General features: G+C 39.5%; 24 protein-coding genes and 1 other annotated feature. Of the genes, 8 read left to right on the top strand and 16 right to left on the bottom strand.

Annotated elements, in window-relative coordinates:
- The first annotated feature begins 258 nt into the window (after positions 1-258).
- A complete protein-coding gene (locus BMZ58_RS02795; RefSeq protein ID WP_075035007.1) occupies positions 259-519 on the top strand; it encodes a WGxxGxxG family protein in 261 nt (86 codons plus the stop codon).
- A gap of 292 nt (positions 520-811) precedes the next feature.
- Here the strand turns inward: BMZ58_RS02795 and BMZ58_RS02790 are convergent, their stop codons facing one another.
- The 4 genes from BMZ58_RS02790 to BMZ58_RS02775 all read right to left on the bottom strand — a co-directional run bounded on the left by BMZ58_RS02790 (position 812) and on the right by BMZ58_RS02775 (position 3,667).
- Positions 812-1,444: a hypothetical protein gene (locus tag BMZ58_RS02790; RefSeq protein ID WP_075035006.1), complete on the bottom strand. Its 633-nt coding sequence runs from the start codon at positions 1,442-1,444 to the stop codon at positions 812-814.
- 538 nt (positions 1,445-1,982) lie between these two features.
- The gene (locus BMZ58_RS02785; protein ID WP_075035005.1) at positions 1,983-2,273 is read right to left on the bottom strand and encodes a DUF1292 domain-containing protein; all 291 of its coding nucleotides are present in this window, start codon (positions 2,271-2,273) and stop codon (positions 1,983-1,985) included.
- A 220-nt stretch (positions 2,274-2,493) separates the two neighbouring features.
- Positions 2,494-2,934 carry a CBO0543 family protein gene (locus BMZ58_RS21560; protein WP_279626114.1) on the bottom strand — a complete coding sequence of 147 codons (441 nt, stop codon included), beginning with the start codon at positions 2,932-2,934 and terminating at the stop codon, positions 2,494-2,496.
- Positions 2,935-3,175: 241 nt separating this feature from the next.
- Positions 3,176-3,667: a spore coat protein gene (locus BMZ58_RS02775; RefSeq protein ID WP_075035003.1), complete on the bottom strand. Its 492-nt coding sequence runs from the start codon at positions 3,665-3,667 to the stop codon at positions 3,176-3,178.
- Between the two features lie 676 nt (positions 3,668-4,343).
- Between BMZ58_RS02775 and BMZ58_RS02770 the strand changes: the two genes are divergently transcribed.
- Positions 4,344-4,532 carry a YjzC family protein gene (locus BMZ58_RS02770; protein WP_075035002.1) on the top strand — a complete coding sequence of 63 codons (189 nt, stop codon included), beginning with the start codon at positions 4,344-4,346 and terminating at the stop codon, positions 4,530-4,532.
- A gap of 417 nt (positions 4,533-4,949) precedes the next feature.
- Here BMZ58_RS02770 and BMZ58_RS02765 read toward each other — a convergent pair whose 3' ends face one another.
- From BMZ58_RS02765 to BMZ58_RS02735, 7 genes are all read right to left on the bottom strand, one after another.
- A complete protein-coding gene (locus tag BMZ58_RS02765) occupies positions 4,950-6,419 on the bottom strand; it encodes a flavin monoamine oxidase family protein (RefSeq protein ID WP_075035001.1) in 1,470 nt (489 codons plus the stop codon).
- Between the two features lie 445 nt (positions 6,420-6,864).
- Positions 6,865-7,641: an HAD-IIB family hydrolase gene (locus BMZ58_RS02760; RefSeq protein WP_075035000.1), complete on the bottom strand. Its 777-nt coding sequence runs from the start codon at positions 7,639-7,641 to the stop codon at positions 6,865-6,867.
- Positions 7,642-7,805: 164 nt separating this feature from the next.
- Positions 7,806-9,065, bottom strand: a complete 1,260-nt coding sequence (locus tag BMZ58_RS02755) for an MFS transporter (protein ID WP_075034999.1) — start codon at positions 9,063-9,065, stop codon at positions 7,806-7,808.
- A 75-nt stretch (positions 9,066-9,140) separates the two neighbouring features.
- Positions 9,141-9,402, bottom strand: a binding site (T-box leader).
- 288 nt (positions 9,403-9,690) lie between these two features.
- On the bottom strand, positions 9,691-10,308 hold the full coding sequence (locus BMZ58_RS02750; protein ID WP_075034998.1) for a YdhK family protein: 618 nt from the start codon (positions 10,306-10,308) through the stop codon (positions 9,691-9,693).
- A 306-nt stretch (positions 10,309-10,614) separates the two neighbouring features.
- On the bottom strand, positions 10,615-12,714 hold the full coding sequence (locus BMZ58_RS02745; RefSeq protein ID WP_075034997.1) for a heavy metal translocating P-type ATPase: 2,100 nt from the start codon (positions 12,712-12,714) through the stop codon (positions 10,615-10,617).
- Between the two features lie 312 nt (positions 12,715-13,026).
- On the bottom strand, positions 13,027-13,851 hold the full coding sequence (locus tag BMZ58_RS02740; protein WP_075034996.1) for an undecaprenyl-diphosphate phosphatase: 825 nt from the start codon (positions 13,849-13,851) through the stop codon (positions 13,027-13,029).
- A 33-nt stretch (positions 13,852-13,884) separates the two neighbouring features.
- Complete coding sequence (locus tag BMZ58_RS02735; protein ID WP_075034995.1) at positions 13,885-14,490, bottom strand: DedA family protein; 606 nt, start codon at positions 14,488-14,490, stop codon at positions 13,885-13,887.
- 589 nt (positions 14,491-15,079) lie between these two features.
- Between BMZ58_RS02735 and BMZ58_RS02730 the strand changes: the two genes are divergently transcribed.
- A complete protein-coding gene (locus tag BMZ58_RS02730; protein ID WP_244151474.1) occupies positions 15,080-16,624 on the top strand; it encodes an FAD-dependent oxidoreductase in 1,545 nt (514 codons plus the stop codon).
- Between the two features lie 329 nt (positions 16,625-16,953).
- A complete protein-coding gene (locus BMZ58_RS02725) occupies positions 16,954-17,565 on the top strand; it encodes a class I SAM-dependent methyltransferase (RefSeq protein WP_075034993.1) in 612 nt (203 codons plus the stop codon).
- A gap of 185 nt (positions 17,566-17,750) precedes the next feature.
- Here BMZ58_RS02725 and BMZ58_RS02720 read toward each other — a convergent pair whose 3' ends face one another.
- Together BMZ58_RS02720 and BMZ58_RS02715 are read right to left on the bottom strand one after the other, a co-directional pair.
- Complete coding sequence (locus tag BMZ58_RS02720; protein WP_075034992.1) at positions 17,751-18,875, bottom strand: DUF2812 domain-containing protein; 1,125 nt, start codon at positions 18,873-18,875, stop codon at positions 17,751-17,753.
- Complete coding sequence (locus BMZ58_RS02715; protein WP_075035113.1) at positions 18,872-19,165, bottom strand: PadR family transcriptional regulator; 294 nt, start codon at positions 19,163-19,165, stop codon at positions 18,872-18,874. Before BMZ58_RS02715 ends, BMZ58_RS02720 begins: the two co-directional genes overlap by 4 nt.
- 1,268 nt (positions 19,166-20,433) lie before the next feature.
- On the opposite strand from BMZ58_RS02715, the gene BMZ58_RS02705 reads away from it, so the two are divergent.
- Positions 20,434-22,134: a GMC family oxidoreductase N-terminal domain-containing protein gene (locus tag BMZ58_RS02705; RefSeq protein WP_075034990.1), complete on the top strand. Its 1,701-nt coding sequence runs from the start codon at positions 20,434-20,436 to the stop codon at positions 22,132-22,134.
- Between the two features lie 720 nt (positions 22,135-22,854).
- On the opposite strand, the gene BMZ58_RS02700 is transcribed toward BMZ58_RS02705, so the two are convergent.
- From BMZ58_RS02700 to BMZ58_RS02690, 3 genes are read right to left on the bottom strand one after another with little or no spacing between them, the layout of a single operon-like run.
- Entirely contained in the window at positions 22,855-23,280 is a 426-nt protein-coding gene (locus BMZ58_RS02700) for a hypothetical protein (protein WP_075034989.1), read from the bottom strand.
- Positions 23,281-23,286: 6 nt separating this feature from the next.
- Positions 23,287-23,469: a hypothetical protein gene (locus BMZ58_RS02695; RefSeq protein WP_075034988.1), complete on the bottom strand. Its 183-nt coding sequence runs from the start codon at positions 23,467-23,469 to the stop codon at positions 23,287-23,289.
- Between the two features lie 4 nt (positions 23,470-23,473).
- Positions 23,474-24,022 (bottom strand): GNAT family N-acetyltransferase, encoded by a 549-nt coding sequence (locus BMZ58_RS02690; RefSeq protein ID WP_075034987.1) that lies wholly within the window; start codon positions 24,020-24,022, stop codon positions 23,474-23,476.
- Positions 24,023-24,428: 406 nt separating this feature from the next.
- Between BMZ58_RS02690 and BMZ58_RS02685 the strand changes: the two genes are divergently transcribed.
- From BMZ58_RS02685 to BMZ58_RS02675, 3 genes are all read left to right on the top strand, one after another.
- Positions 24,429-25,046, top strand: a complete 618-nt coding sequence (locus BMZ58_RS02685; protein WP_075034986.1) for an acetate uptake transporter — start codon at positions 24,429-24,431, stop codon at positions 25,044-25,046.
- A 400-nt stretch (positions 25,047-25,446) separates the two neighbouring features.
- Positions 25,447-25,845: a sporulation protein gene (locus BMZ58_RS02680; protein WP_083412481.1), complete on the top strand. Its 399-nt coding sequence runs from the start codon at positions 25,447-25,449 to the stop codon at positions 25,843-25,845.
- Positions 25,846-25,866: 21 nt separating this feature from the next.
- Positions 25,867-26,637 (top strand): TerC family protein, encoded by a 771-nt coding sequence (locus BMZ58_RS02675; RefSeq protein WP_075034985.1) that lies wholly within the window; start codon positions 25,867-25,869, stop codon positions 26,635-26,637.
- Positions 26,638-26,745: the final 108 nt, after the last annotated feature.

Below are 26,745 nucleotides of genomic sequence, written 5' to 3'. Positions count from 1 at the left end.
GTGTTCTTTCACCAACGTACCCTAGGCCCATAAAATTGGTACCATCCCCATATTTCTAGCATTTCAGTCATACAGAGTTTGAAATATTACTTGCCTTATGATTACTAATCACAACTTTTTCGGCTGATTTTAGGATTACCTACTACTAAATCATTCTCTATTTCAATTCACCTATCATACTTTTCTAAAAGTAAATGAATATTTCCCTTTATTTGAGAGAATATAATCCTGAACTCAAACTAAGGAGGTAAGATATCCATGATTAAAAAAGTGACTTACTTACTCTGTTCTTTTACCTTAGCCTCAGTGATTTTTGGTGGGTCTGTTTTAGCAAACACAGGTGAGCAGAATAACAACAACGGGAACAATGATGTTCATAATATTGGAAATGACGTGAATGAGGACGTTACAAACCTTACAACAGACAATAACACCGATGATGATACCGATTGGGGCTGGATTGGCCTGATCGGTTTAGCTGGGTTACTTGGGTTGCGCCGTCGGGATAATAAAGACTAATTACATGAAGGGGCCTCTAGGGCCTCTTTTTGCCAGTAAAAATACACTTCAATAGGTATGACATTATGCAAAGCGTCCTTAATCAAGTGTGGGATAATATATCATTTTTACAAAGTTCAGTTTGGCTCGTTTCTTTACTTGAGAAGTCATCATAATCATTATTCGGGATTCACCAATGGCATTTACAGAATAAATGTTTCCGATCAAAGTATTAGGCATCCCTAAATACAGCAGGCGGTTCCCCCCAGGCCAAGTCATTTTGGCCATATTGGAAAAAACAGGTGTCTGATAGTTATTTAATTAACTTCTCAATATCATCCCTTCCGTAATAACCCTCTATTCCTGGTTTTGAGCTGAGATAATCAATGATTTCCTTATTTTCCAGCCCTAATGTCGATTTTAAACCATGAATGATCATACTTAGATACTCTTTCGACGGGTGATGAAATGGTACATCTAAATCCCAATTAGCTGTAAAAGTGAGAACTGGATACCCCTCCTCATCACCCAGATATAAAATGGTTCCATACCATGAGTCTTCTACTGTCTTATACCCCTGCTCCATAATTTCATCTAAATCGATATCCAGTGGGACACCATTATTCTCCTGTTTAACGACATCCTTAAATTGCTCTATCGTTATTAAATACTTTCTACTATAAGTGCGCTGCTTTTTATCTTTTTTCAACCCTATAAATCCCACACCTTGGTGTTGCCAACGATCCGATTCCATTGCAAAGTACAATGGATAATGCATAATATAGGTTTCTTCCCCAATAGGCAGAGTTGGGTCTTTACAGCCTACTTCCACTTTATCTGATCCTTCAGGCTTACCACCTTTTATGTAACATAAAAATCGATCCCTATTTAAATTAGAACCAAAACTTGCATACCAAACATAGTTCACCTTTTCTAATCCCAACATCCTCACCATCCTCACAACTTATGTTTTCCCTAAGCAATAAACTATTTTATCTCATTTGGACACCCAGCTACAAACTCTTTAAATAGTTGCGCCAAACTTGGATCTTCACTAGCCACTAGATCAAGTGAGGTTTTGGTGATTTCCTTCAAAGGATTCCATCACACCAGCCAGCTGGAAGGAAGGCTACTGGTTTAAAGTGAAAGGAGTTCGTCAATAGCCTGGTGATGCGTGCTATTAACTCGAATCTTTGAACGGTTTAAATTTGGTACAACCGACTCTTATTATCAATCAGTACTTCATGTCCAGGCACAACTCTAGTTAACTGTTTCATTTTACCATCGTCTTTCTTCGTTTAATCGGTCCCAAAATATTCTTTAAACTGAAAAATATTAACCAACCTTGAGCATTCAACTGCTTTTCCTTTTGGTAGAGCCCTTGTTAAATATACTTAAATCCCTTAAAGAGTAGGTTGGAAAAACATATTTTTAAATATTTGGAAAGAAAAAAAGCTTACGGATTAAAACCGTAAGCTTCATTCTTAAATGGATTCCTCATTTATTAGAGTTCTCAGCTTTTCATCGACCAATTCCCACTCTTCATCGGATTCGATATGATATATGGCAAGCTCATCCTCATCATTCGCTTTTTCCTCATAGCGAAAAGTGAATACTTCTACTTCCTCATCCTCGTCTTCGTTTTGTTCGGCAGGCACTACCGACACATAGGTTTCTTCTGTTTGACTTAAATCAAATGTGAACAATACCTCATATAAGTGTTCTTCTCCATTCTCGTCAGGGATAATAATTCGTTCTTCTTTTTCTAAGGACATCCTGTTTCCTCCTTTATTTATCGTTTTCTTTCGTTACTTTTCGAAATAGTTTTATGATAGTCGTATTGTCACGACCATCCTATTTTTTCATTCATCGTTCATTTTATTCTTTGCAGCCACTTATTCTCCATTCAACGTTAAATCAAATGGACTATTAATCGAAACAAAGGGAGTGCCTGTATTCAAAGCTATCCCTAAAAATTATTTTCTACCAACAAGTTTACTTTGCAAACATAAAACGGCTTAAAAATAAGTGATACTGATATATTATAATGTATGGTATCAAATAGGAGATAAAAGTATATAAGAGATTCCATCCATTCCCATACACTACTCTCCCCAATAATACATATATGCATTCAAGTGCAGTAGTGAACAAAGTCATTAAAAGAATGATTATATAGGGATTCCCTTTACACTTAATAAAAAATATGAGGTAGCTTGCCAAAATGGGATAAACCCCCATATTAAAAGGGATCACAGATAATGTTTTCTGTTTTGGAAAAGGAGCCACCTCCCAAAATCCAAAATATAAGCCCATTTCATTGATTATAAATGCCATTATGCTAAATATAGATCCGATTAGGGGAATTACCTTTTTATCTTTTCTATAAAGGTGTAATATACCAAAAGTCCAAGGCAATACAAAAGCTAAAATCACATTATGGATCACATTTTATCACCTCTTTCTGTATTATCTTTGTCATAACCGCCTATTAATAAACTTCCATCTACTTAAGAAAAACATAACCTCTTAAGGCTCAAAAAACTCACCTCTATGGGGGCTTGTGATGCAATCGAAGATATTAACAGATTGGAAAGAACAAGTGAGTAAGGTAAAAAAGAGTTGAAACACAAATAAAAGCCCCGCATGATGCCAGAGCTTTTTTGTTACCGTGTATTTATTTTTCTATTGCGTTTTGTGCAAGTGTTAAATCATTGGCTAATAGAGCTTTCAAATCATAGGAAGGATAGTATCCAGTCCTATACATATAAGTGTATACTTCAGCATGAATGTCGATAACGTTATTCAGATGTTTTTTTAATACATTCCTTAGCGCCGGTGTTGCTGTTTCTGTAATAGCTATTGCATAATTCCTAATCCCTGTTTTAAATAAGGCAAGTAAATCACCGGCATAAAAAGGGATATCTCCTTTACGATTTTCATCCGCCCGATACCCTGGAGCCATGGGATAAAATGCAATTAATTCCTCAAGGTTTTTGGTTAACCCATTTATTGCATTGGTATATAGCTGTTGTAGTGTGGGGTCTGTTATATTCTGATAAGCTTTTTTTAATTTCATTAATCCTACCGATTGGAATGCCACTAGTTCATGTATCTCAAGTGTTTCATGCCATGCAAGGTGCTGTTCACTATGCTGCTCGTTTTCCATGATGTATTTCCCTCCCAAAATTAGTCTTTACTATCTTACACAAGTGGGTATCATCTGGAAATTGTCCTTTAGATTTTAGGCGTATGAGGATTTAATAAACAACTCCTCCATCTTTTAACCGAGCCAGGGATTCTCTGGCTTTTTTGTATAAAATTTTTACATAAAGCACATATTTCCAGGTGAATCATCTACTTCCTTCTTTGTAAGTACCTTATTGGGTCTCTTAACAACCTCCCTTTGCGATACAGTGTAAGATAGCATTTGTTTTCCTCTCTGCATTTCAGCTGTTTCTCCCATTGTTTATCTCCCCATCGCAAAAGCTGTGTACTCTTAAATATAATCCCATTGATAATAGTTTGTTATTTAGTACATAATAAGCAGAAAAAGGAGTGAAGAATTTGAATAATAAGTTAAATGTAATTATAGGGTTACACATTACCAGCACTATAATATCTACAATCTTTAGTATTGTAATGCTTCTCCTTACTTTGAGACACGATAAAAAAGTAACAGGGAAGTGAGTAGCATTTTATTTTCAGTAGGTGCTCATATCAACTAATAAAAACGGTCTAATTCCCCAATAAGATTCTATGTTTAGAGGTAAACCTAAACGGTAATCTATTTAATATAGAAAGAGAAAAAAGTCTTTCTAAATTTCATTCGGAGGTGGAGTCCAATGTCTAACAATAAGCAGACCTACAAAACTGGAGAAAAAGCAGAACAAAGTGGAACATATAAAGTAGATAGCCTTGTCAGTGGTGGATCTACCGAAAATGATGATACGGAAATCAAGTTAGAAGAAGGGGAACAATTCCCACCTTCTCCTTCAAGCAACGAAGCGGCTCACTGGGTTAAAGTTTCATAAAAAAACATATAAAGATGAAGCACGAGTTTATAGCTTGTGCTTCTTTCTTTATATTGAGATGTAAATAGTTGCATCACTGTTTGTTTACAACTTACCTTTCGGTGTATCACTTGCCGTTTATTTCTTTAGCGCCTTATATTCTCACAGAACACTAAACAAGGAATGTCTTCCATCTAACTCTTATTTTTTGCATTCTGTTACTCCTCCTCACAGCTAAGGGGAAACTTTCTTTTTAACTCATCCTTGTCATCCTCATTTTCTATATTTATTAACAATTTATTCACCAGCTTGTCATATTTACCCAGATCTCCCGTTATTTTAGCAATGTTAAGAGTATAAAATTCAGCTTCTCCCTATCTTCTATGGATAAATCAACTTCTAATATAGTTTACATCCACATTATTATTCAACATCAAATCAGTCTTTTTCATTAATTTCATTAGCTGTTCTTATGCCTGATTCAATTGCCCCTTCTATCCATCCATGAAAAGAAGAAGTGTGCTCTCCTGCAAAATGTAGCCTACCTTCAGGTTGACGTATAATTTTAGAAAAATTTTCCGCTTGGCCGGGAAGAAAGAGAGTAAAAGCCCCTCCGGAAAATTGATTCAAGCCCCAGTTATATGAAAAGGCCTGCATGTATTCTCTATATACAACATTGCCATAGATTCGGGCTAAATCATCCAGCAATTCGCGAACCAGCTCATTATAAGGTAAACTAGCCCAAAGAATCGCATCGTATCCCCAACTATAACTTCCCAATAAAACCGCTGGACCACTTGACCCTATCTTATGACTTGGAATATAAGAAAACTTTGAGGGTTGGTCCGTTAGGGCATTTCCTACCCCTGCCTTCCCCCAAAAACGATGCCTAAATTCTATACCAATTTTAACAGCAGGGAGGTTTAAAAGTTCTCGAATAATGTGCCATTTCTCAAAGGATATCGAATGATAAGGAAAGACATCTATAAATTGGAATACTGAAAAAGGGACTGTAACGATTGCAAAATCCCCCTCATAATGGTGCCATCTTCCAGTTTTAGGGTTTATTGCTTGTATCCTCACTTCATTGTCTAGCTGGTATATTTTATCCACTTTCCGGTTCAAATGAATATTATGCTGCAGCTCCTTCATAAAGGATAAAGGTAATCGATCATTCCCTCCGTCAATCTCGAAGAACTTAACCGTTTTACTAAAAATCGGAAATATAATATCAGTCAAAATGTCCACAAATGAAAACTCCGGAAACCCTTCAAGTCCTAATAAGACACCTATACTCCTTATGGCATCCTTCGACAAAGGTTTACCAATAGGATTAAATTCAAGGAACTCTCCCATGGAATATTCAGAGTATTGGGCTTTTAATCTCTCCTGTTCCTTCGGAGTACTATTTGAATAAAGTTCAAGAAATGGTTGGGTAGCCTCTAGAAAGAGCTCAGTGGCCGTTTTATCTTTTTCATTTTCATTAACTGGGAAGTTTAAAATATCGGGGTTTTCCTCATACATTTTTCTCGTAGTTAAAACATTATTTACATAAATCAAATCGACAGGTGAGGAATTAATGAAAGGATTAACTGGCAATTGAAAACGTCTTATATATTCAAACACCAATGCATGATTGTCGGGAATTCTCATTGCCCCTACATCTAAATAATTCCCTGAAGTAAACGGTTTTCTCACCGTATAAACCCTTCCTCCAATACGATCATTACCTTCTAGTATGGTCACATGATGACCGGCTTCTTTAAGCAATGAGGCAGCAACAAGACCTGCCATCCCCCCTCCTATAATAAGTACTTTTTTGGGGTGTGACTTTTTTTCTAATCCATTTTTTATAATACGAATCATATCTTTTGGGTATCTTAGATTTTCATTTTCAATCTCTCTCATCAAAAATCCTCCCCCTTTCTTCAGTTCATATATATGTAAAAAAAGGGAAGGACAGTATTTTTTTAGATAAGAAAAAGGTATTATAAATGCTGAAAACTAAAAAGTAATTGTTGTTCTTATATTCCCCTTTCTAATTGGCTGCCAGCCTAACCTTAACCTAAGTGAGGAGGTTACAAGAATTTAGAGGTTTAAACCTGTTATTTTGTAGTTGAGTCTTCCAGAAACCTGCCCGTTAGCAAAAAAGCGATTGCTCTTATTGAACAATCGCCCCCAATACAGAAAGACTTGATTCCAAGATAAATCTATTTAGAAACAACCCATCTCTCTTTTAACACTTTAATCAATCTGTTTGCCAACAATAAGTGCAAGGATCTTATACACAGCTCACAAGGGTATTAAAATGTCCTTTACTTAAACACCCATTAGTTAAAAGTCAATCCGTTTATTAACTCATCTGGTTAACACTATAATCCATTGATAACTTGGTAATTTTGTCTACGATAACTTGTTCTATTCCACTCTCATTGTCAATGATTTCTTTTGCAAAAGGGGATAATTCTTTATGGTTACCTATCATTACGGTATGTAAAGCTTTCTCGAACATTGGAATATCATTTGAATCATTTCCGAATGCAATATAATCATTTTCCTTTACTCCCAATTCGTTTAGTGCATTCCATTTATTTATCCCCTTAGGGCTGATATCAAGCATATTTTCATTTCTATGTTTATTGACGAACACATTGAGCTGGGTTAGTTTTTTCTCTAGTTTCTCAAAATTGTTGGAGGTTAGGAATAATATTTTAATTATTGGATTTAATCTATCAATACCCACTGATTCCGCCAGGCAATTTGGATCAACGTTTTGTAATATTGGATGGTTGTTGGGTCCCGTATAGGTGTAATCCCATCCTCCATCAATTAAATATGTAGCATCAAATTCTTTTATAAGACTTTTGATCTCAAATACAACTTCATCTGGAAATGCTTTTGAAGAAATTATTTTTTTATCTTTATAAATAAGGGAACCATTACCACCAACCATTGTGTACGGATGATACTCCTCATCTATTACTGGCAACATATCTCTAATCGGTCTAGCAGAAGCAAAAATTACTTCATGCCCTCTTCGGGTTAATTCTGAAAGAGAATTGAGTATCGACTTGGCAATCGGCTGCCCCTTGAAACAGATTGTTCCATCCAGGTCAAAAACGAATTTCATTTATTACACCCTTTTTCATGAAAATTTTAATTTATATTTTGAAGACTTAAGTATCTTTTCCTCTTAAATTAATATTTCTGCTATCATCCCCCGTTTCATTAAAACTTGCACTCAAGATAAATCAAACCAGGGATTTCCATTAAGCCTGACTAAGAGAGGAAAAATCACTTACCATAAACTTTACTGGTTTCAGTATCATATACTTGTTCCTCAGACTTTCTCTCAAAGTAAAAGCTGGTAAAACATAATGCACCTGTAACCAAAAGCATCAAAAATGATCCCACCATTACAGCTGACTTAATAGACAATGATTGAGCAGTTAAACCAATGGAAATGGTTGCTAGTATGATAAAGAAAGCTTCGATAAGACCATATATACTTCCTACCCTCCCCATTACATTAACAGGAATGTTTTCTTGATAGAAGGTATGAAATCCAGTATTTGCAAATGCGAGTGAAAATGATAAAACTATGAACCCTAACGCAGCAACGTCGAAACTTGTTGAAAAGGCGTAAACAATATATCCTACGGAAACAGATAATGAACCCAGTCCAATTAATAATGATGTAGTCATTTTCTTAGCAAGTACGGTGTTTACAACTGCTCCTACTGCAATACCGCCCCCCGCAATACTCACCAAAAAACCGTACTCCGTATCAGATAACTGTAAAACCTCCTTAGAAAAAGCTGCCTCTAATGAATCTAAAGCCGCAGCCATAACCATCATGAGGCTAAACAAGAAATAAACCACCATCACATAAGGAGAGTTACGAGTAAATAGCCTAACTACATTCCAGTCTTTCTTTAAAAGTCGCAAGGATATCTCAGGAAGGTTCTTTTGTTTCAATATTGAATCCTCTAGTGGAGGAAGTAATAAAGTAATTAATCCTGAACCTAGAAATGTTAAAGCATTTACATAGATCGCCATGTATGGAGTTCCTAATATAAAAAGCCAACCAGCTATGGCAGGACCGATCAAAAAGCCACCAGAATCGATTAGACTTCTGAAAGAATTAAACCGTTTTCTCTTTTCGGAAGGTATCAATTTAGTTATGTATGTCATAGAAGCAGGCTCAAAAACTGCACTTCCCATATTGATCAAGAAGACAACTGGGTATATAAGCCAAACGGATGGTAAGGAAGGAAGAATGAAGATTAGCGCAGACCTAAATATATCCAATCCCACCATAAGGTTTCGCAGATTTAAACGATCGATGATTGTTCCAGACCAGAAATTAGTGAACAATGCCGCTAATGGTTTCAGGATATATAGGGCTGCAACTGCCAATGGTGATCCAGTCATATCTAATACGATCAAGTTAAATGCAATTAAATAAATCCAATCTCCTATATTTGATAATCCTATACCGAATAGTAAGAGTAAAGGGTTTCTCCACGAATAAAATACTTTCTTTAAATCCACACCAAATCCTCCCTCATTTTTGAATGATTTGATTTTGGCAAATAAAAAATCCCACCCCCAAGACATTTATTTTGTCTTGGGGGCGAGATTATAGTTTAACGCGGTGCCACCCCAGTTTACTAATATGTCACCATATTAATCTTGTCAGGTACGACAAATTTTTTCCGTTGTTTATACCCTAGCTCTATAACGGGAGCTCCCGTCACATTATCCCCTGAAAATGTTCCAATGTGATGCTCTGAGGTTTGGTTCAGCAACTAATTCTTACCCCTTTCCACCTAACGGGGCTCTCTGGAAAGAATCTTCATTCACCTACTCTTCTCTTCATCGCAGTTTAATATTTCTCTACATTATCCATTTATCTACCACTTTTGTAAATAGTATTTTTCTAGATGAATCTCTGCTATATTTTGAAGTCCATTCTCCACATTCCCTGCCCGTTAGCGAAAAAGCGATGGATCGTCCTTATCCTTTTTTAGGAAGCGCGAGATCCGTCCCTTCGCTTAATCCTGAAAGCTTGAAACTGTTATAACCTCTTAAAACAGAAAAAAAGAGGCAGAATTATGGAGATTTCTGCCTCCTTTTTAAAATGAGATGACTTTACCTTTCAAAGGGGGCTACTATTTCACTCAACACTTAGCTCACTTTCGGTTACCCACTTATGATTTTCTATTTTATTTCCATTATCCATATTCTCAAAGTCAACCATGTAGACCGTTGTTTCTTCTGCAGATTCAATTGTAGCTGTGGCCCCATTCATACCTTCCATATGGGAAGCATCAAGTGTAATTTTATCATCTGGCTCAAATGGTTCTTCACCTGCTTCTTTAATTTCTTCATGAATCACCCATTTGTGGTCTGTTACTCTTTCCCCACCATTAACCGGGGTATAAGACACTACATAAGCTATGGTATGATAAGCTCCTTTAATAGCAGCTTCTGCACCTTCCATCCCGGACATATGCCCTTCCGTAATGGTAGCTGTGTCACCTACTTCATAAGTCGGGTCATCTGCTTCCTCCAGGCCTTTGGGAACCTCTCCCGAACTGGAATGGTTCATATCGGAATGGTCCATTTCTTCCTCCGAATCAGGGTTTTCATTGTTCATATCTTCGTTAGTTTCTTCATTGGATCCGGTATTTTCTTCAGTATTCGTTACCCCCTCGTTATTTGAGCACGCAGTAATGAATACTGTAAACACTAGCAAGGTTACACCTAATAATAACAGCTTTTTCTTTTCCATTATATGTACCTCCTTAAAATATACCCCTCCCTCGTAATTATATTTCCTATCGGGCATACCTACAATGGGAAAAAATCCTCTTTAATAAAATATAAGTATGGGTAGGATGAAAGTGAAAAAGTCCTCATATTAAATCCGATAAATGGCTTTTAAAGCCTTTGAGCTTATTCTTTGTTATAGGTTTCCTTTTTGCGGGGGAGTATGTTGATTGATCACCGGTGAATAATACAAGTCATCTTCCTAATCATCCTTCATGTTAAAAAGACGATGCAGGACAACCACTGCATCGTCTTTTATGATTGGTCTTTATTCTGATTCTAATAGTTTTGCATTAATAGCCACTACAACAGTACTCAAACTCATTAAAATTGCTCCAATGGCAGGACTGAGCACAATTCCAAAAGGAGCCAGCACCCCTGCGGCCAGAGGGATGGCAAAAATGTTATAACCAGCTGCCCACCATAAGTTCTGCACCATTTTTCTGTACGTGTTTTTCGATAAACTTACAATGGATACGATATCTTTAGGGTTGCTTTTTACTAGGACAATATCTGCAGTTTCTACGGCAACATCTGTACCACTCCCAATTGCTATTCCAACGTCAGCCGTAGCCAGAGCTGGTGTGTCATTAATTCCATCACCCGTCATAGCCACTTTTCTTCCTTTACCTTGTACTTCCTTGACTTTGTCTGCTTTATGATCAGGCAACACTTCCGCATAGACTTCTTCTATCTCTAATTGTTCTGCTACCCAGTTTGCGACTTTTTCATTATCTCCCGTAAGCATAACGGAATGGATATTCTTAGTTTTCAATTCAGCGATCGCCTCTTTCGCTGAGTCACGAACCATATCTGCAAGAGCCACCATTCCTAACAGCTCCTCATCAAGGAGGACGAATACCACCGTTTTCCCTTCTTCTGATAATTTATTAAAGGATGCTGTATCATAAGAATAATTCTTGTCTTTCATATATCCAGGACTCATCACTTTAACTTCTCTACCATCTATTTTCCCTTTCAGCCCTTTTCCGGTAATTGACTCGAAATCTTCTACTTTATCCAACGAAATTTCTTGGTCATGTGCTTTTTCCAAGATGCCCCGAGCCAGCGGGTGCTCGGAATTCTGCTCTACACTTGCCGCCCAATATAGGACCTCGTTTTCTTCTTTTCCTTCTGTTGGAATCACATTGGTCACACCGAACTCACCCTTTGTCAATGTACCTGTCTTATCGAAAATAACAGCATCGATATTACGGGAATTTTCAAACTGGGTTCTATTTCTTATAAGTAACCCCTGTTTTGCTGACAAGGAAGTAGAAACAGCAACAACAAGCGGTGCAGCTAATCCTAAGGCATGTGGGCATGTGATAACCATGACCGTTACCATTCGCTCCAAGGCAACATCAAAAGCGAACCCTAAGGCCATCCATATAATAAAGGTTGTAATTCCTGCTCCAAGAGCCAAATAAAACAGCCACTTGGCTGCTCGATTAGCAAAATTCTGAGCTCGTGACTTCGAATTTTGAGCTTCTTCTACCAATGTTATCACTTGGGAAAGATACGTATCATCACCCGTATTCTTCACCTGAATCGTAAGGCTTCCTTCTTTATTGATCGAACCCCCAATCACTTCATCCTCTTCTGTTTTCTCGACAGGGACCGATTCCCCAGTCAGCATGGATTCATCTATGGCTGATTTTCCTTCTGTAATCATACCATCCACCGGAATCTTTTCCCCTGGTTTGACAAGGACAAGATCCTCTGCATCTAATTCACTGAGCGGGACATCTTCTGTCTTCCCATTTTCCTTTACGCGGTGGGCTTCATTCGGCATTAGTTTTACAAGTTCTTGTAAAGCATTAGATGCTCCCATGACTGATTTCATCTCAATCCAGTGACCGAGGAGCATGATATCAATGAGAGTCGCCAGTTCCCAGAAGAAGTTCTTGCCTGACCATCCAAATACGACAAGCGAACTATACCCATAGGCGACGACAATCGCTAAACCTATAAGTGTCATCATTCCAGGATTTCTATGTTTCAGCTCATCCACAGAGCCTGTAAGAAAAGGCCAGCCCCCATAGAAAAAAACAAAAGTAGCTAAAGCGAATAATACATATTGGTCAAAGGGGAAGGAAAATGCCAGGCCGATAAAATCTTGAATCATTGGCGATAACAGCAAAATAGGGATGGTTACAATTAAAGAAATATAAAACCTTCGCTTAAACTCCTCTACCATATCCCCGTGATCATGTCCTTCATGGTCATTGTGCCCATGACCAGCATGACTAAGATGTTCATGCCCTTTATCATCATGGTCATGTTCATGATGGTTGTCATGGTGGTGCTCATGATTATGCTTTTCATCATTCTTGTGCTTTGTTTGCTGATTTTGATGATGCGGCATTATTTTCCTCCTTTTTATAAATATAAATATTAGCTAATTATACCTTTACCGTGCAGGGGTATAATTAAACGTAGTATGTAAATAAAAAAACAGACCAGTGTTAAAACTGGTCTGTAAGGATCTTTCGATAATTTTAGAGAAAAATTCTTTTAATTAGTTTGATTTTTTATACCGCTTTTCAAATGAACATGTTGCCAAAGAACTATAAAGAATCAGTGCCATTTCCATCATGGAATGTATTGGATTTATAAAATGGCTTGAAATCCTCTCTGGAAACAGCGGAAATGCTATTGTACATAATCTAACCATTAATCAAAAATACAACATATATAGGAATCCAGCTAAAAGGATTCTGTATATAGCAAACGGAACGAGCTTTATGCGATTGATCAGCTTTAGGAAGAAACGGATGGAAATCAAGGCAAAAACGAAGGCACTGAGAAATCCTACTATAAAAAAAGGCATGGCATCCATCGTGAAATATTGAAAATTCTTGATGAACGAGAGACCGCTAGCTCCAAGCATGATTGGTACCGCCATGATAAATGTAAAATCCGAGGACGCCCGGTGACTCATCCCGAGTAAGACGCCGCCGGAAATGGTGGAACCTGATCTGGAAAAGCCCGGCCACAAACCGATGCATTGAAATAATCCCATACCAAAAGCCTGTTTATACGAGATTTGATCTACGGTGTTTGTCGTATAGGCTCTCTTTTGCTGAAACCAGTCGGCATAAACCATAAGGATCGCACCAACGGCGAGACCTACGATCACCGTTTCCACTGAAAACAAATAATTATCGATATAATCTTCAAAGGCAAATCCCAGTACTCCAGCTGGAATGATACCAACAATCACTTGGCTCAGTTTTAATTTTCTTCTATTTACTTTCTCCTCTTTGTTCAGGTGAAGCATTTGGATAAACTTGTCCTTAAAAATCACGACAACTGCCAGGATTGATCCTAATTGAATCACGACTTTAAATGTGTTTGCTACAGGCTCACTATATAGCTCTTTGGAATGGAGCCACATTTCATCAACAATGATCATGTGTCCTGTTGAAGAAACAGGAGCAAATTCTGTAAGCCCTTCGACAAACCCCAATATAATGGAAACAATGATTCCCCAAAATTCCATCGGTTCCCCTCTTCCCTATCCATCTATTAAAAATCACTTTTTCTTTCTTTTATAAAGGACTGTTATAAATAATAAAAGCAAGATCATCAACACCACATAAATGATTTTTGAGTAAACATCCATATAGGCAACTATTTCTGCCCACGATCCACCCACGGAAGCCCCTAAATTCACAAGCACAACATTCCAAATCGATGTCCCTAAAGTCGTCAAAAGAATAAATAAGCCGAAATTCATGTTAGACATCCCCGCAGGAATGGAGATCAAGCTTCTTACGAGTGGGATGAATCTGCAAAAGAAAACCGTCCACGGGCCATACTTATCAAACCATCGATCGGCTTTTCTTATATCAGAGTTTGTTAACCTTATAATATGTCCCCATTTGTCAACGAGCTTCTCCAGCCGTTCTACATCCAGCGAGAGACCTATTCCATATAAAACCATTGCCCCCAAAACGGAACCGATTGTGGAAGCAATAACCACACCCGTGACACTTAGAGATGTTGTAGTTGTCATGAACCCACCAAAGGTAAGGATGATTTCAGATGGGATGGGAGGAAATATATTTTCAAACGCGATCAAGAGTAAGATTCCTGTGTAACCATATTCATTCATAATATCGATCAGCCAGTTTTCCATCATGTTCTCCTAAGGTCTCTTTTCGTAAATTCAGTAAAGAGACTCCAATTTTTTTGTGAAACCAACACTGCTTAATAATTACATCCATAGGCTTAACATAGTGGAAGCTCAAAAAAAGTTTTATAAGTATTCATTAAGCATTCCCGTTTCCTCTCCTCCCTTCACTCAATAGCTGAAGCACATCTTTTTATTGGATAGGCAAATGGGAAATACAAAAAACAGCTAACCTGTCCATTTGCTTCTTATGCAGTTTTATATATACGATTTATCGATTTCCATTAATTAAGTATATGGTCTGAAGATTAATCCAATCTCCATCAAAAGGAAGAAAGCATTTATCCAAGGAATCACATTCCTCTCCTTGGTCTGTTAACTTTCTATTCGTCCAGTCATAGGGTGACAGAAGTACATATGTCAATAAATAGTATGATATTAAATTAATACTTATAAATCTTATTATAGGAATTTTCCGACACCTGTCTAATGTTTTTTTATTATTGTTCCATCCCTCCAGCATTAGGACATTAATTACAGGCTTGACTTTAAGCTTACAAGGGTACAAACCAATTAGACGGAAGGAGGAATAATGATGAAAGATTCTAATAGGACAAACACTCTTCCTCACTACTCATCTTCTTACTGGAAAGAACATCAGGATACCCCATCCTTTCCATCGCTGAAAGAAGAGGTGGAGGCAGATGTAACAGTGATCGGAGGCGGAATGGCCGGCATTTTAACAAGTTATTTGCTGAGTCTCGAAGGAAAGCGTGTCGTTCTGCTTGAAGGCAGCAAACTTTTGGATGGTACAACAGGACATACAACAGCAAAAATTTCCGCCCAGCATGACGTCATGTATGATCAGCTCATTAATAAAGATGGAGAAGAAAAAGCAAGACTGTATTATGAAGCCCAGGTGGAAGCGATGAATGATTTGAAAGACCTCATCGACAAGCATGGCATCCACTGTGATTATAAAATCCAGGATGCTTACCTCCATGCGGGCACGGAAAGAGGACGAAAACAGCTGGAAAAAGAGAAAGAGGCATATGATAAATTAAATATCGACGGAGAATTTCTCGAGGAAACGGATCTTCCCTTTAATTCGGAAGCAGCTTTAGTGATGAAAAACCAGGCTCATTTCCATCCCGTCAAGTTTCTTCAAAGCATCGTGACTGAGATCGAGAAAAATGGCGGAATCATTTACGAAAACTCGACCGCGGTTGATATTAAAGGAAAGGAGCCTATTCGGGTTGAAACGAGGGATGGATATTCTATCACTTGTAATCAGGCAGTAATGGCCACCCACTTCCCTTTTGAGGATGCAAAAGGACTGTATTTTTCACGTCTTCACCCGGAGAGGTCGTACACCATTGCGGCGAGAACGGAAAAAGAAGTGCCTGATGGAATGTATTTAGGGATCGACACCCCTGCTTTTTCCATGAGACACACGGAAGTGAACGGTGAAAAGCTCGCCATTATCGGTGGAGAAAACCATAAAACAGGAAAAAGTGAAAATACAGAGGAACATTACAAACATCTGACGGAGTTTGCGGAGGAACATTTCGGAGTAGTGGATGTGCCATACAAATGGTCAGCCCAGGATTTGATGACACCGGATAACATACCGTTCATAGGCCAGTCGGTGACAGGACGGCCGAATGTTTATCTTGCAACAGGATTTAAAAAATGGGGAATCACAAACGGCATGGCAGCTGCCGTACTGTTGAAGGATTTAATCACAGGCAAGAAAAACCCATACGAGAACCTTTTCGATCCGACCCGCTCCCATCTAAAAAGAGAAGACAGCAAAAACATTATCAAAGAAGGTCTTGGTGATGGTGCCGAGTTGGTAAAGTCACGGCTTGAGCGTGGCAGAAAAACGGATATCGAAGATCTTCAGAACGACGAAGGTGCCATCGTCAATGTTAAAGGAACACGGACCGGTGCTTACAGAAATGAACGTGGTGAGCTCCACCTCGTCGATTCCACATGCACCCATATGAAATGCGGAGTGGAATGGAACAATGCAGAACGAAGCTGGGACTGCCCGTGCCACGGCTCCCGATTTTCTGTTACAGGAGAAGTCATCGAAGGACCAGCCACTAAGCCATTGAAAAAAATTGAACTGGATTGAAAGTTCATTCTTGTTCCCCCCCTCAAGCCCATGCCGTAACGCATGGGCTTGAGGGCTTTCTTTTTATGTAGGCAGTTGTATCATTTTATTGAAAATATAAAATGACTCTTTAAAATAAATGGATCCTTTTTTCCAATTACCTAAAGATTCACACGAACTTTTTGATTGATCAAGTTTTTATTAAGATAGGAGAAAACAACAAAAGCATACTTGAGTAATTTTATAATACGTATTTTTTATACATATAGCTCAAAGGATAAGAAAAACAAAGGATGATCCCCTGTGATATAATGGAAGGAACTAAAATTTATTAAAGCGGTGAGTGACGTATGTTAGAAGACACAGGCGAACGAGTCATACCAAAGGAAATGAACCCGATGAACAATATGCTACTTGAGCACATCGCCCGTTACACCTTTTCCACCCCTTATGTAATTGGAAGAGTTTTAGACATTGCTTGCGGCAGCGGTTATGGCAGTCTGAAAGTAGCGAAAGACAGAAAAGAACATATCGACGAAATAATCGGTGTCGATATCAGTGAAGATGCGCTCCACTATGCGGTCCACAATTACTACCATCCTTTGCTCACCTTTAAACAAGGAGATGCGATGGATTCTGCCCTTCCTCAGGAAATCGGACAGTTCGATACGATTCTCAGCTTTGAAACGATTGAGCATGTGAAAGATGATCGGCTTTTCATCAAACGGATGTATGATTTATTGAAACCCGGGGGTACTCTCATCTTATCTACCCCGTTCGGGAAAGGTCGAGACTATCCATGCGGCTCTCCTTTTCATTACTTCCAGCTTACACCAGAAGAATTCGAAGCATCATTCGACGATTTCTCTGAAAAAGAAGTCTATTATCAGCGCGGTGTCACGATCGAACCGCCACGAGAAGAGGTTCATTATCCTCTTGGTGTCGTGGTATGCAAAAAGTAGGGGCTCTCTTGACGAGAGTCCCTACTTTTTTGTTATTCTGTTTTATTTTCTGTCCGAAAAATAACTGGACCTAGCTGAACAAACCAATAATCCAGCCAATTACACTTTTTTTAAGCAGAGAAGTTTTGTGTTCTGTCCAGATCATCCATTATTCAAGCTAAAATGCAGCGTTTTCCTGCCAATCATCACAGAACCGTATTCCTTACTCGCCAATAGTACCGTAACGACCGGACAGAAAAATAACCGAATTCGATAACTACGACGGTTTGCACTGCCACTAGCCAAAAGGTGGCATCAAAAGTATCTCCACTAAAAATCCCATCCATATTCAGAGTGATCAGCCATACATATAGAATCGTCAAAGGGAAAAATATGCCCCCATTCCAGATTGCTGTCCGTTTCGCATGTCTTAGTTTGTGATAGCCGTCACTGTATAACTCTGGTTTTCCTTCTTCCCCACCGTATCCTTTCGCCCACAAGGTCCATGACAGAAAAGTAGAAGAAGTATGGAATAAGTTTCGCCAGCCACGTTCACTATGCAAATAAAAGTAGTCAGACTCAATACTTCTCTGAAAATCCGCTGCATAGCTTACTTTTCTTGGCTCTCCTTTGCTAAAGGAAAAACGAAATCCAAATCTGCTTACCTTTTCTAAATGGTAGCCTTCCTCTTCTTTTGTCTCGAGCCATTCCTCTAAACGATCAGGGGCATACTGCCAGCCGAATCGCCATTTTGTCAGTGTAATGGGGTTATGATTCTTCTCCGCAACAGGCTCAGGTGTGTTCTTCAATTTTTTCAACCCTTTATGTATTGTATACGTGGAGTATGGTACGAAAGACCAAAGAGTTAATCCGGCAGTAATTGTAATGGCCCAGTATGGACTCGGAACAAATGTAGGAGCTCCACCACCGCCCATTATTGCGAAAAAACTTAATAAACCGACCATGGAAGCAGAAAGAAGCATATAAAGGAAAATTGCCAGGAAGGAGTAAAGATGAATTTTATTCCTTGCAATGATTCCATCAGGAAGGGGCTTCTTCGCTGGTATATGATCATGGCGTATAAACCTCCAACGCCCTTCTTTCAAAATCGTCTTCCAACCATCCTCGGCTAGAGAAGTTGGAAAATAGTCGACTTTTTCGTATTGGATTCTGTAGGTACAAGGATTAGAACGAGCCTCTTTAAAATAAAATTTCCGTGTCCAACGATTGAAGCTTGTCAGAAAAAGACCATTGCTCGCTTTATCTTGCAGCCACTGTTCTGTTTTCCTAGTGTCATAACTCCAAAGCGGTCGAAAAAACGACACTTTCATAAAAACTCCTCCCCATAGTGGAGGGCATTGTCGTAAAGTTCTTTCAGCCTTCCCATTTCTATTCGAATGATTGTTTTTCCATCTTCTGTGATTTCGTAGACTTTTTTTCTTTGCTCATCTGCATATTTTACGATCAATCCATCCCTTTGCATCTTCGTCAATGTGCCGTAGACTGTGCCTGACCCGAGGCTGATCCTTCCTTTAGTCAATTGCTCGACATGTTTGATGATGCCATAGCCATGCCGGGGTTCAGTCAAGGACAAAAGGATGTAATACGCCGTTTCCGTCATTGGTATGTATGCTTTTTCTAGTTTTTTTTCAATGGAGTCCACACCTTTTCCTGTTTTAAGTATGTCACGCCTCGACTATATCACATCGTGACACATCAGGCTATTAATCTTCCAAAATAATACGGTGTCAATCAAAGTAGTATTTCTAGAATTATATTTCAAATAAGCCAGTTAAATATTGGACGCCCTACAAGATTAGCTTATTGTTCATCAAACTGGTTTAACTTTCCAAAAAACGAACGATCAAAAAGAATCCCTTTATCGATTTAATTGCACCAATGGATTACCTAAAGCACATCCTTAATATCTTCATGCATATAGATTTAGTATGCGTAGTAAACAATAACGGAGTGAGTTGGAATATCGATAACACATTCAGTGAATATATGAAGTTCTTGGATTAGTAGTCTCATATCTTCATTGAGCTAATCTCGAACACTTATACTCCCCTTGAGTTGTCATTCTAGGAGTGTTCCTTCTAAGCTTCACAAAGGAAGAGGAATGAGGCATATGAATCATACCTTACATGGCTTTAACCATCACTTTGCTTAATTATTAAGCAAAATGGGTGATCACTTTATTAAGTATGCACCTCGATTGCTGAGGGTAATTTGTAATTAGATAGTTTAAGAAGGAGATGTCATATGACACCGTCATCTAAGTCTCTTAAATGGCCATATACCACACAAATAAATTTCATGGCTATTGTTGATACGTTGATTCCATCTAGTGTGGTTATATTCAAATCGGGATGGAGATTTCAATGCGGGGGAGTGGAGTTGTCTATTTGGGAGTATCTTCTAATGTCCTTTGACAACCTGCCCACCCCCTTATCCAATGAGGTCTCTCAACTGCTAGACTTATCAGCTTTATATATCCATAAGGGACATTACCACTCACCTTTTTCCATCTATAACCCACATATCTGCAAAGGTATATTTGCGACTTTATCCCGGAAAGACCGATTAACGGCTATCACCCATTTAGAAAACCTAAAAGTTCCGCTCCACATTCTTCCTATCCCTTATAAAAACAATCCTACCTTGTTGCAGATCACGATCGATTCTCTATACCAATTAACTGTTTTTGGCTATTACTCTGAATGGTATGGGTATGGTTGTACTCGATACCATTGCCCCAGTTGCAGACACCTTTGTACTTATCCAGTAGGCTGGGCCTATACGGGCTATCCAGGACCTTCCTTTGGTTATAGGGATTTTAGAGGCTTTTTATTAAATATGAGTAACCTGAAATCGGAGTGATTTAATATGCAAAGACCGGATGTGCTTGTAATTGGATCAGGTGGCGGTGGTGCCGTAATAGCAAAGGAACTAGGAGAATTAGGGTTGAATGTTCTGATGCTTGAAGCAGGACCGTGGTATGGGAATAAAAAATGGCCGAATCCAAATAGCGAGAAAGGTGGAGTTTACAGCAGAAGTCCTGATGATTTAGATGTCAGCCTCTTTAAGGAAAGTTACAATAAATTAGAAAATAATATGAATGATTTAATAGCCGGAAAACTACGTTGGGGACCTGCTAATCGGGAACATCCTCCTTGGGAAAGATCATTTCAACAAAGAGGTTTCGTGTGGCAAATTGCAGGAGTAGGAGGTACTACTCAACACTATCTTGCAAATTCTCCTCGTGCTTTTCCATCTGCTATTGATAGGAAATGGCCTCTAACTTATCGTGAACTAATTCCATTTTACGAGAAAGTGGAAGACGAGTTACCAGTAGAATTCGCTCCCACTACATCCAAGGAAGAATTATTTTACTTTGGAGCAAAAAAAGCTGGCTGGAATCTATTAAATACTCTCAATGTGGTCTCCCCAGGATTTCGTCCTCAACCCAATGCGATTTTACCACCCAATGCAAACCTTCTTAATCCTGCTTACTCAGAGAAGCAGTTATCTTGGATGGAAGGTTGTACACTTGCAGGTCATTGTATAAATGGCTGCCCCCATGGTCCATCTGTTTCAAAAATTGCTAAGCGATCCACAAATGTCAGTTATGTACCCTTAGCTTTAAAGACAGGTAACGTGGAGATTCGTCCAAATACATTTTCATATCAAGTGATCACTGAAAAACATCCTAAGGAAGGGCTAAGGGCAATTGGAGTGAAAGTAAGAAACACATGGACAGGTGAAAGGGACGAACTATTTGCTGACTGTATTGTTGTAGCGGCTGGGGCGGTTGAAACTCCGCGTCTGTGGCTCAATTCTTCCTTGCCTTATAATCCATGGATTGGTAGGGGCCTTGTGAACCATAATATGGATATGGTTACTGGAGTTTTTAGCGGAAAGAAACTAGTTCCTATATTAGGAAGCAATGTCATAAACCCATTTGTCGGTCATACATCCGGTGCCAGATTAGATTTTCCAGGGCTAGGATCCATTCAAGTAAATGGGGTGAGTCCAGGATTAATGGCGAGCTTTGCTTATGCGTTTAGTCAATCAGGAACTAAGAAGTCCCATGCTTCACCTATTCATAACTCGCATGGAAAAGGGCGTGTTACCGGGGAAGAATTAATAGGGTTAATGGCAGATTATCAAAAATCGTCTAGTATCTTAATTGTAACGGACGATGAAGTGGATAGGAAGAACCGTGTCTCCATTTTACCCTCCCAACTTGATGAAAATGGAGCCATACCATCCATCCATTATGCCCCTACAAGAATTACTCAAATTAGGAAAAGGAAATTGGTGAAAATAGCAGCAGACATTCTACTTCAAGCTGGAGCAAGAAACGTGGTCCATTCAAATTGGCCAAACGGTTTGATGATTCACATAATGAGTACAATGAGAATGGGTTATGTCGTTGATCAAAACAGTGAGTCCTATCAAGTTGGCCGATTATATATAGCGGATAATAGTATACTAACTAATGGACTCGGAGGTGCCAACCCCACCCTAACAACTCAGGCTTTAGCGGTCAGGACTGCCGGTAAGATCTATAAAAGATACTTTTGATATAAAATACAGATAGCTTATGACAGCTCCATAAGCTATCTGTATTTTCACTAGCATCTATCATTAGTGAAAAATCGCCATTCCTATTTAACAATCGTAAACATTTTTTATTACTTCCGTCTCCCCCCCACCTGTTCCACACCATGGACACGCAAGTTTTCCAACATCGGGTATCCATCTGAAGTTATGTACTAAATAATAAGCTCCTTTGCTATTCCATTTGGTTAATTAGTATTACACAACAAATATTCCTTAACACCACTATTTTTCATGAAGGGGCGCCTCCCTAACTGTGTACACTTATCCGTCACAATTTTGTTTTATCGATTGTTGTAAGAACATGAGACATCTACAAAATTAATAAACCATAAATTTCCCTTTCAGCAAAGGAATTGGAAATAAGACGGGGAATTGCAAGGAAGAACAATGGAGAGAAGATTAACTGAAAATACCTCCAAAAGTAGGCTTAAAATCGGTTGCTATTCTCTCTTAATATGTTATTGGTTTACTTGTTCTTGATGTATCGAAAGACTATTTTTCCACCAGGACTGTATTAAGTTCCTGCACTTTCTGTCTTAACTATGTACTTCACTCTGAATACCTTCCAATTGTGGAGAATAATCGTTTGGTGTATCATTTCCTGCTCCCGGAGCAGCAAATTTGGAAATAAAATGCAGAAACCGCGAAAGTGAATACGGTCTCTCCAGCATCCCAAAAAAATCACTCCTTACCAATCAGGGACCTGATGTAATCTCTATCCCTTTCTGTTATGGAATAATAGCGAAAGTTTCCCGCTGCATTCCCTTGTTGTTCGCCCAAAACTGCCCCTTCCTCTGTATACCAAACCTGGTAATCGGCCAACCCGATGGACCTTTCCTGACTCAGTACCTTCAAGGAAGCATCTGGATTTTCCTTATCCACCGAAACTTTATCTGCGGACTCTTTCCTTAATAAAATGCCTAGTAAGGAATCCATACTTGCCATGTCCTCTGTGTCTGTAATAACGGTTCCTGCTGGAGGCGTCTTTCCGCTTTCTGCCTGGATTGTCACGATAAGTGAAGGATCATCGGAGGTTATGATACCGACGACATACCCACCTGCGAAGATCACTCCTATCAGTACTATCCAAAGTATGAATCTACCCATCCTATTTCACTCCCTGATTTTATTTCTTTGTCTCCAAATGAATGCCCAAATGAATACTATTGCTCCTACTGCCACTCCGATTAATTGATCGGCAAGTAATTCTCCTGTACGAAAATAACGAATGACGAAAACGCCTCCAAATAGGAGAACCATCATCGCCCCGAATAGTAAAAAGAATCGATTGGTCACTTTGTTATTCCTCCCCCAAAAACTCTCTTTTTAAGATGGAAAACATGAAAGCATCATGATTTTGTTCCTTTTGATATAGATAGCCTCGCAATACCCCTTCTTTTTGAAAGCCGAGTTTTTCCAACAACTTCGATGAGGAATGATTTTCAGGAAAGGTGACCGCACCGATCCGATACAGCTCCAACTTTGTAAATGCGTAAGCGATGACTTCAGAGACTGCTTCCGTTGTGATGCCTTTCCCCCAGAAATCCGGATGCAGCTCATATCCGACTTCCGCTTTCCGGCTATAAGGACTCCAATTGTTAAGCCCGACTGTACCGATGAACTCGTTTGTATCACGCCAAATGATGCCCCAGCGCATTGATTTTTTCTCTGCAAATCGTTCGCTGAATGAATGGATGAGGCTGCGGGCTTGTTCCCTGTCTGTTAATGATGGCATTCCGTAGTATTTCGTCACTTCATCTTTTGACATGATTTCAAAATAACGATCGATATGCTGTTCCGTGATATTTGTCAGTTGCAAACGCTTGGTTTCTAAAACTGGAAAGTCCATTTCCTTCCCCCTCTAACATGGATTTTTTATGTGCAACCCCTTACCCGAATGTAGGACCGACTGAATTGCCTTCCATTATTTATCCTCGTCTTTTCCTTTTATCCCTATAAAGTAAGATATGGATACCCAACCGATCAAAGAAAGGAAGCCGACGATGAACGATGGCCAAAATCCCATAAAAACTCCCCCTTTTCCTCTTTTGTTAATCCAACCAGCCAATTTCTCTCCAACCGTACATCAAAGCTTGAACCGTTCATGAGGATTGCGAAAGAAGGATATTTTATTCAGCGATTTCCCCTGATTACGCTATCATTCTATGAAAGTTTCGCTTACATATAAAAATTCATTGCGAGTGGGTTCTTTTTTATGTAAATTAGACAAGTATGTTTTTTAGGAGGTATCATCTATGAATCAACCATCAACTACTCAACGTGTCCAAATAGCAACTGCTGATCCTTCTGCGATCGGATTGTTCGGCCTGGCTATGGTCACACTTGTCGCTTCATCTGCAAAGCTCGGCTGGACAGACGGCGTGTCATTCGTCCTTCCCTGGGCGATTTTCCTTGGAGGTCTTGCACAATTATTTGCAGCCGTCCAGGATGCGAAACATAACAATACATTCGGTACCACAGCATTTGCTGCCTTTGGTCTTTTCTGGTTCGGTGTCGGATCTTCCTGGCTGATCGACTTCGGTGTCTTCGGAGAAGCTGCTGCAGCTGCTGTCGATCCTCATCAACTAGGGGTCGCCTACATCGGCTATTTGATCTTTTCGATTTTCATGACGATTGGTGCGATGGAAACCCATAAAGTATTATTCATCATCTTCGTCCTGATCGACTTCTTGTTCATCGGTTTGTCCTTATCGACATTAGGGATTGCCCCGCATGCGATGCATATGGTCGCGGCCGTTGCTGAACTGCTGATCGCCCTCATGAGTTTTTACGGCTCAGCAGCGAGTGTCTTGAACGTTCACTTCGGAAAAGTGGCTTTACCAGTCGGCAAACCATTCGGTATTTTCAAATAAGAGGGCTTTTCAAAATTCCCTTCCGCAAAAGCTCTTTGAAAATCGCCCTGCATGCTTCCGTCCCATCTCTAAGACAACGATTTCCTAATGCTACTTTATCATATCCGTATGCCATGATTAACCTCTATGAAGCCAGCAAAAAATAGTTGCTGAATTTTCTAAAAAAAGATTGACAGGGAACGTTTATTCGATTATGATACAAGTATAAAGTTCCACTCCAAAGGGGAGTAGCTGACAGTTATGTCGACAATACGTGATGCGAATCACCGGCATAGCTGGCAACGGAAACGTTGTTTGCGAGACCTTTGCCCACAATGCGGTGAAGGCTAAACATGTACACACAAACCTTCATCGTTCATGCGGTGAAGGTTTTTTATATGTCTTTTAAAGGAGAAGGAAAATGATGTTAGCCAAATTATTCAGCTGGTTCGGGCCCGGATACCCGAAAGTCGACCTCGTCTTAGCCAAAAGAGAATACACACCTGGAGAGAAAGTGACGGGATCCTTCCACCTTCAAGGCGGCCTGCGCCAAGTAAAAATCCACCGGCTGGAGTGCGATTTGGTGAAGAAAACTCCCGGCCGGAAACCACGGTTTATCCAGCCGGTCACAACTGTCCTCATGAACCGTGAGCTGGGTTCCAAAGCGGAAACAGAATACCCCTTTCACTTTCTATTGCCGGAGGAACTTTTAGAAGAGGCCGATGAATCGAGTTACCATTTACAAACAAAACTTGTACTGAAGAATGATGTGGAGACGACGGATACGGATGAAATCCATATCCGGATGAGTTCCATTTAATCAAAAGAAGGAGAAGAAACATTGGAAAGTTTATTGATTGAATATGGTTGGGTGCTGCTCATTTTGATTGGATTGGAAGGGATTTTAGCGGCGGATAATGCGCTTGTTATTGCCACAATGGTCAAACACCTTCCAGAAGATAAGCGGAAAAAGGCTCTATTCTACGGTCTTGCCGGGGCGTTTGTATTCCGATTCGGTTCCTTGTTCCTGATCTCCTATTTGATTCACATCTGGCAAGTGCAAGCAGTCGGTGCCCTTTACTTACTGGGAATCGCCATTTATCACCTTTTGAAAAAACACGTGTGGAAAGTTCACGAAAAGAAAACAAAGAACAAAAAAGAAGGCTCTGGTTTCTGGATGACTGTCGTAAAGGTGGAACTTGCTGATATCGCTTTTGCCGTTGACGCCATCCTCGCCGCTGTCGCTCTTGCTGTTACATTGCCTGTCACAAGCTTGCCGGAAATCGGCGGTATGGACGGTGGTCATTTCGCCGTCATCCTCGCTGGTGGTCTGATCGGTCTCGTATTGATGCGGTTTGCAGCCAGCTACTTCGTCGTCCTGCTCGACAAGCGTCCAGGACTTGAATCCACAGCTTACATGATTGTCGGCTGGGTAGGCGTCAAGCTTGCTGTCTACACCCTATCCCATCCAGAGCTTTCGGTACTCGAGGAAGGTTTTGCGAAAAGTGTTCTATGGAAGAGTATCTTCTGGGGAGTCCTGCTGGCGATTGCGGTCATTGGATGGTTCACTTCCCAAGAGAAGAAGCAGGACGAAGAATCACAAGCTGTTTAAGATAAACATTCGAACAAACCACCGAATAGCTTCCTTGCAGGCTTTCATTGGTAGTTGGTGAATAGATCGAAGTTGACGGTTGCTTTCCTCTTTAGGTAAGCAACCGTT

Origin of the sequence: Halobacillus dabanensis, assembly GCF_900114165.1 — a bacterium.
Lineage (GTDB): Bacteria > Bacillota > Bacilli > Bacillales > Halobacillaceae > Halobacillus > Halobacillus dabanensis.
This window is presented reverse-complemented; position numbering and strand designations above follow the sequence as displayed.

Bases quoted from the DNA above. Each gene is read 5' to 3' on its own strand.
- BMZ58_RS02795 (WP_075035007.1), top strand. From the start codon at position 259: ATGATTAAAAAAGTGACTTACTTACTCTGTTCTTTTACCTTAGCCTCA.
- BMZ58_RS02790 (WP_075035006.1), bottom strand. From the start codon at position 1,444: ATGTTGGGATTAGAAAAGGTGAACTATGTTTGGTATGCAAGTTTTGGT.
- BMZ58_RS02785 (WP_075035005.1), bottom strand. From the start codon at position 2,273: ATGTCCTTAGAAAAAGAAGAACGAATTATTATCCCTGACGAGAATGGA.
- BMZ58_RS02775 (WP_075035003.1), bottom strand. From the start codon at position 3,667: ATGGAAAACGAGCAGCATAGTGAACAGCACCTTGCATGGCATGAAACA.
- BMZ58_RS02770 (WP_075035002.1), top strand. From the start codon at position 4,344: ATGTCTAACAATAAGCAGACCTACAAAACTGGAGAAAAAGCAGAACAA.
- BMZ58_RS02765 (WP_075035001.1), bottom strand. From the start codon at position 6,419: ATGAGAGAGATTGAAAATGAAAATCTAAGATACCCAAAAGATATGATT.
- BMZ58_RS02760 (WP_075035000.1), bottom strand. From the start codon at position 7,641: ATGAAATTCGTTTTTGACCTGGATGGAACAATCTGTTTCAAGGGGCAG.
- BMZ58_RS02750 (WP_075034998.1), bottom strand. From the start codon at position 10,308: ATGGAAAAGAAAAAGCTGTTATTATTAGGTGTAACCTTGCTAGTGTTT.
- BMZ58_RS02745 (WP_075034997.1), bottom strand. From the start codon at position 12,714: ATGCCGCATCATCAAAATCAGCAAACAAAGCACAAGAATGATGAAAAG.
- BMZ58_RS02740 (WP_075034996.1), bottom strand. From the start codon at position 13,851: ATGGAATTTTGGGGAATCATTGTTTCCATTATATTGGGGTTTGTCGAA.
- BMZ58_RS02735 (WP_075034995.1), bottom strand. From the start codon at position 14,490: ATGGAAAACTGGCTGATCGATATTATGAATGAATATGGTTACACAGGA.
- BMZ58_RS02730 (WP_244151474.1), top strand. From the start codon at position 15,080: ATGAAAGATTCTAATAGGACAAACACTCTTCCTCACTACTCATCTTCT.
- BMZ58_RS02725 (WP_075034993.1), top strand. From the start codon at position 16,954: ATGTTAGAAGACACAGGCGAACGAGTCATACCAAAGGAAATGAACCCG.
- BMZ58_RS02720 (WP_075034992.1), bottom strand. From the start codon at position 18,875: ATGAAAGTGTCGTTTTTTCGACCGCTTTGGAGTTATGACACTAGGAAA.
- BMZ58_RS02715 (WP_075035113.1), bottom strand. From the start codon at position 19,165: ATGACGGAAACGGCGTATTACATCCTTTTGTCCTTGACTGAACCCCGG.
- BMZ58_RS02705 (WP_075034990.1), top strand. From the start codon at position 20,434: ATGCAAAGACCGGATGTGCTTGTAATTGGATCAGGTGGCGGTGGTGCC.
- BMZ58_RS02700 (WP_075034989.1), bottom strand. From the start codon at position 23,280: ATGGGTAGATTCATACTTTGGATAGTACTGATAGGAGTGATCTTCGCA.
- BMZ58_RS02690 (WP_075034987.1), bottom strand. From the start codon at position 24,022: ATGGACTTTCCAGTTTTAGAAACCAAGCGTTTGCAACTGACAAATATC.
- BMZ58_RS02685 (WP_075034986.1), top strand. From the start codon at position 24,429: ATGAATCAACCATCAACTACTCAACGTGTCCAAATAGCAACTGCTGAT.
- BMZ58_RS02680 (WP_083412481.1), top strand. From the start codon at position 25,447: ATGATGTTAGCCAAATTATTCAGCTGGTTCGGGCCCGGATACCCGAAA.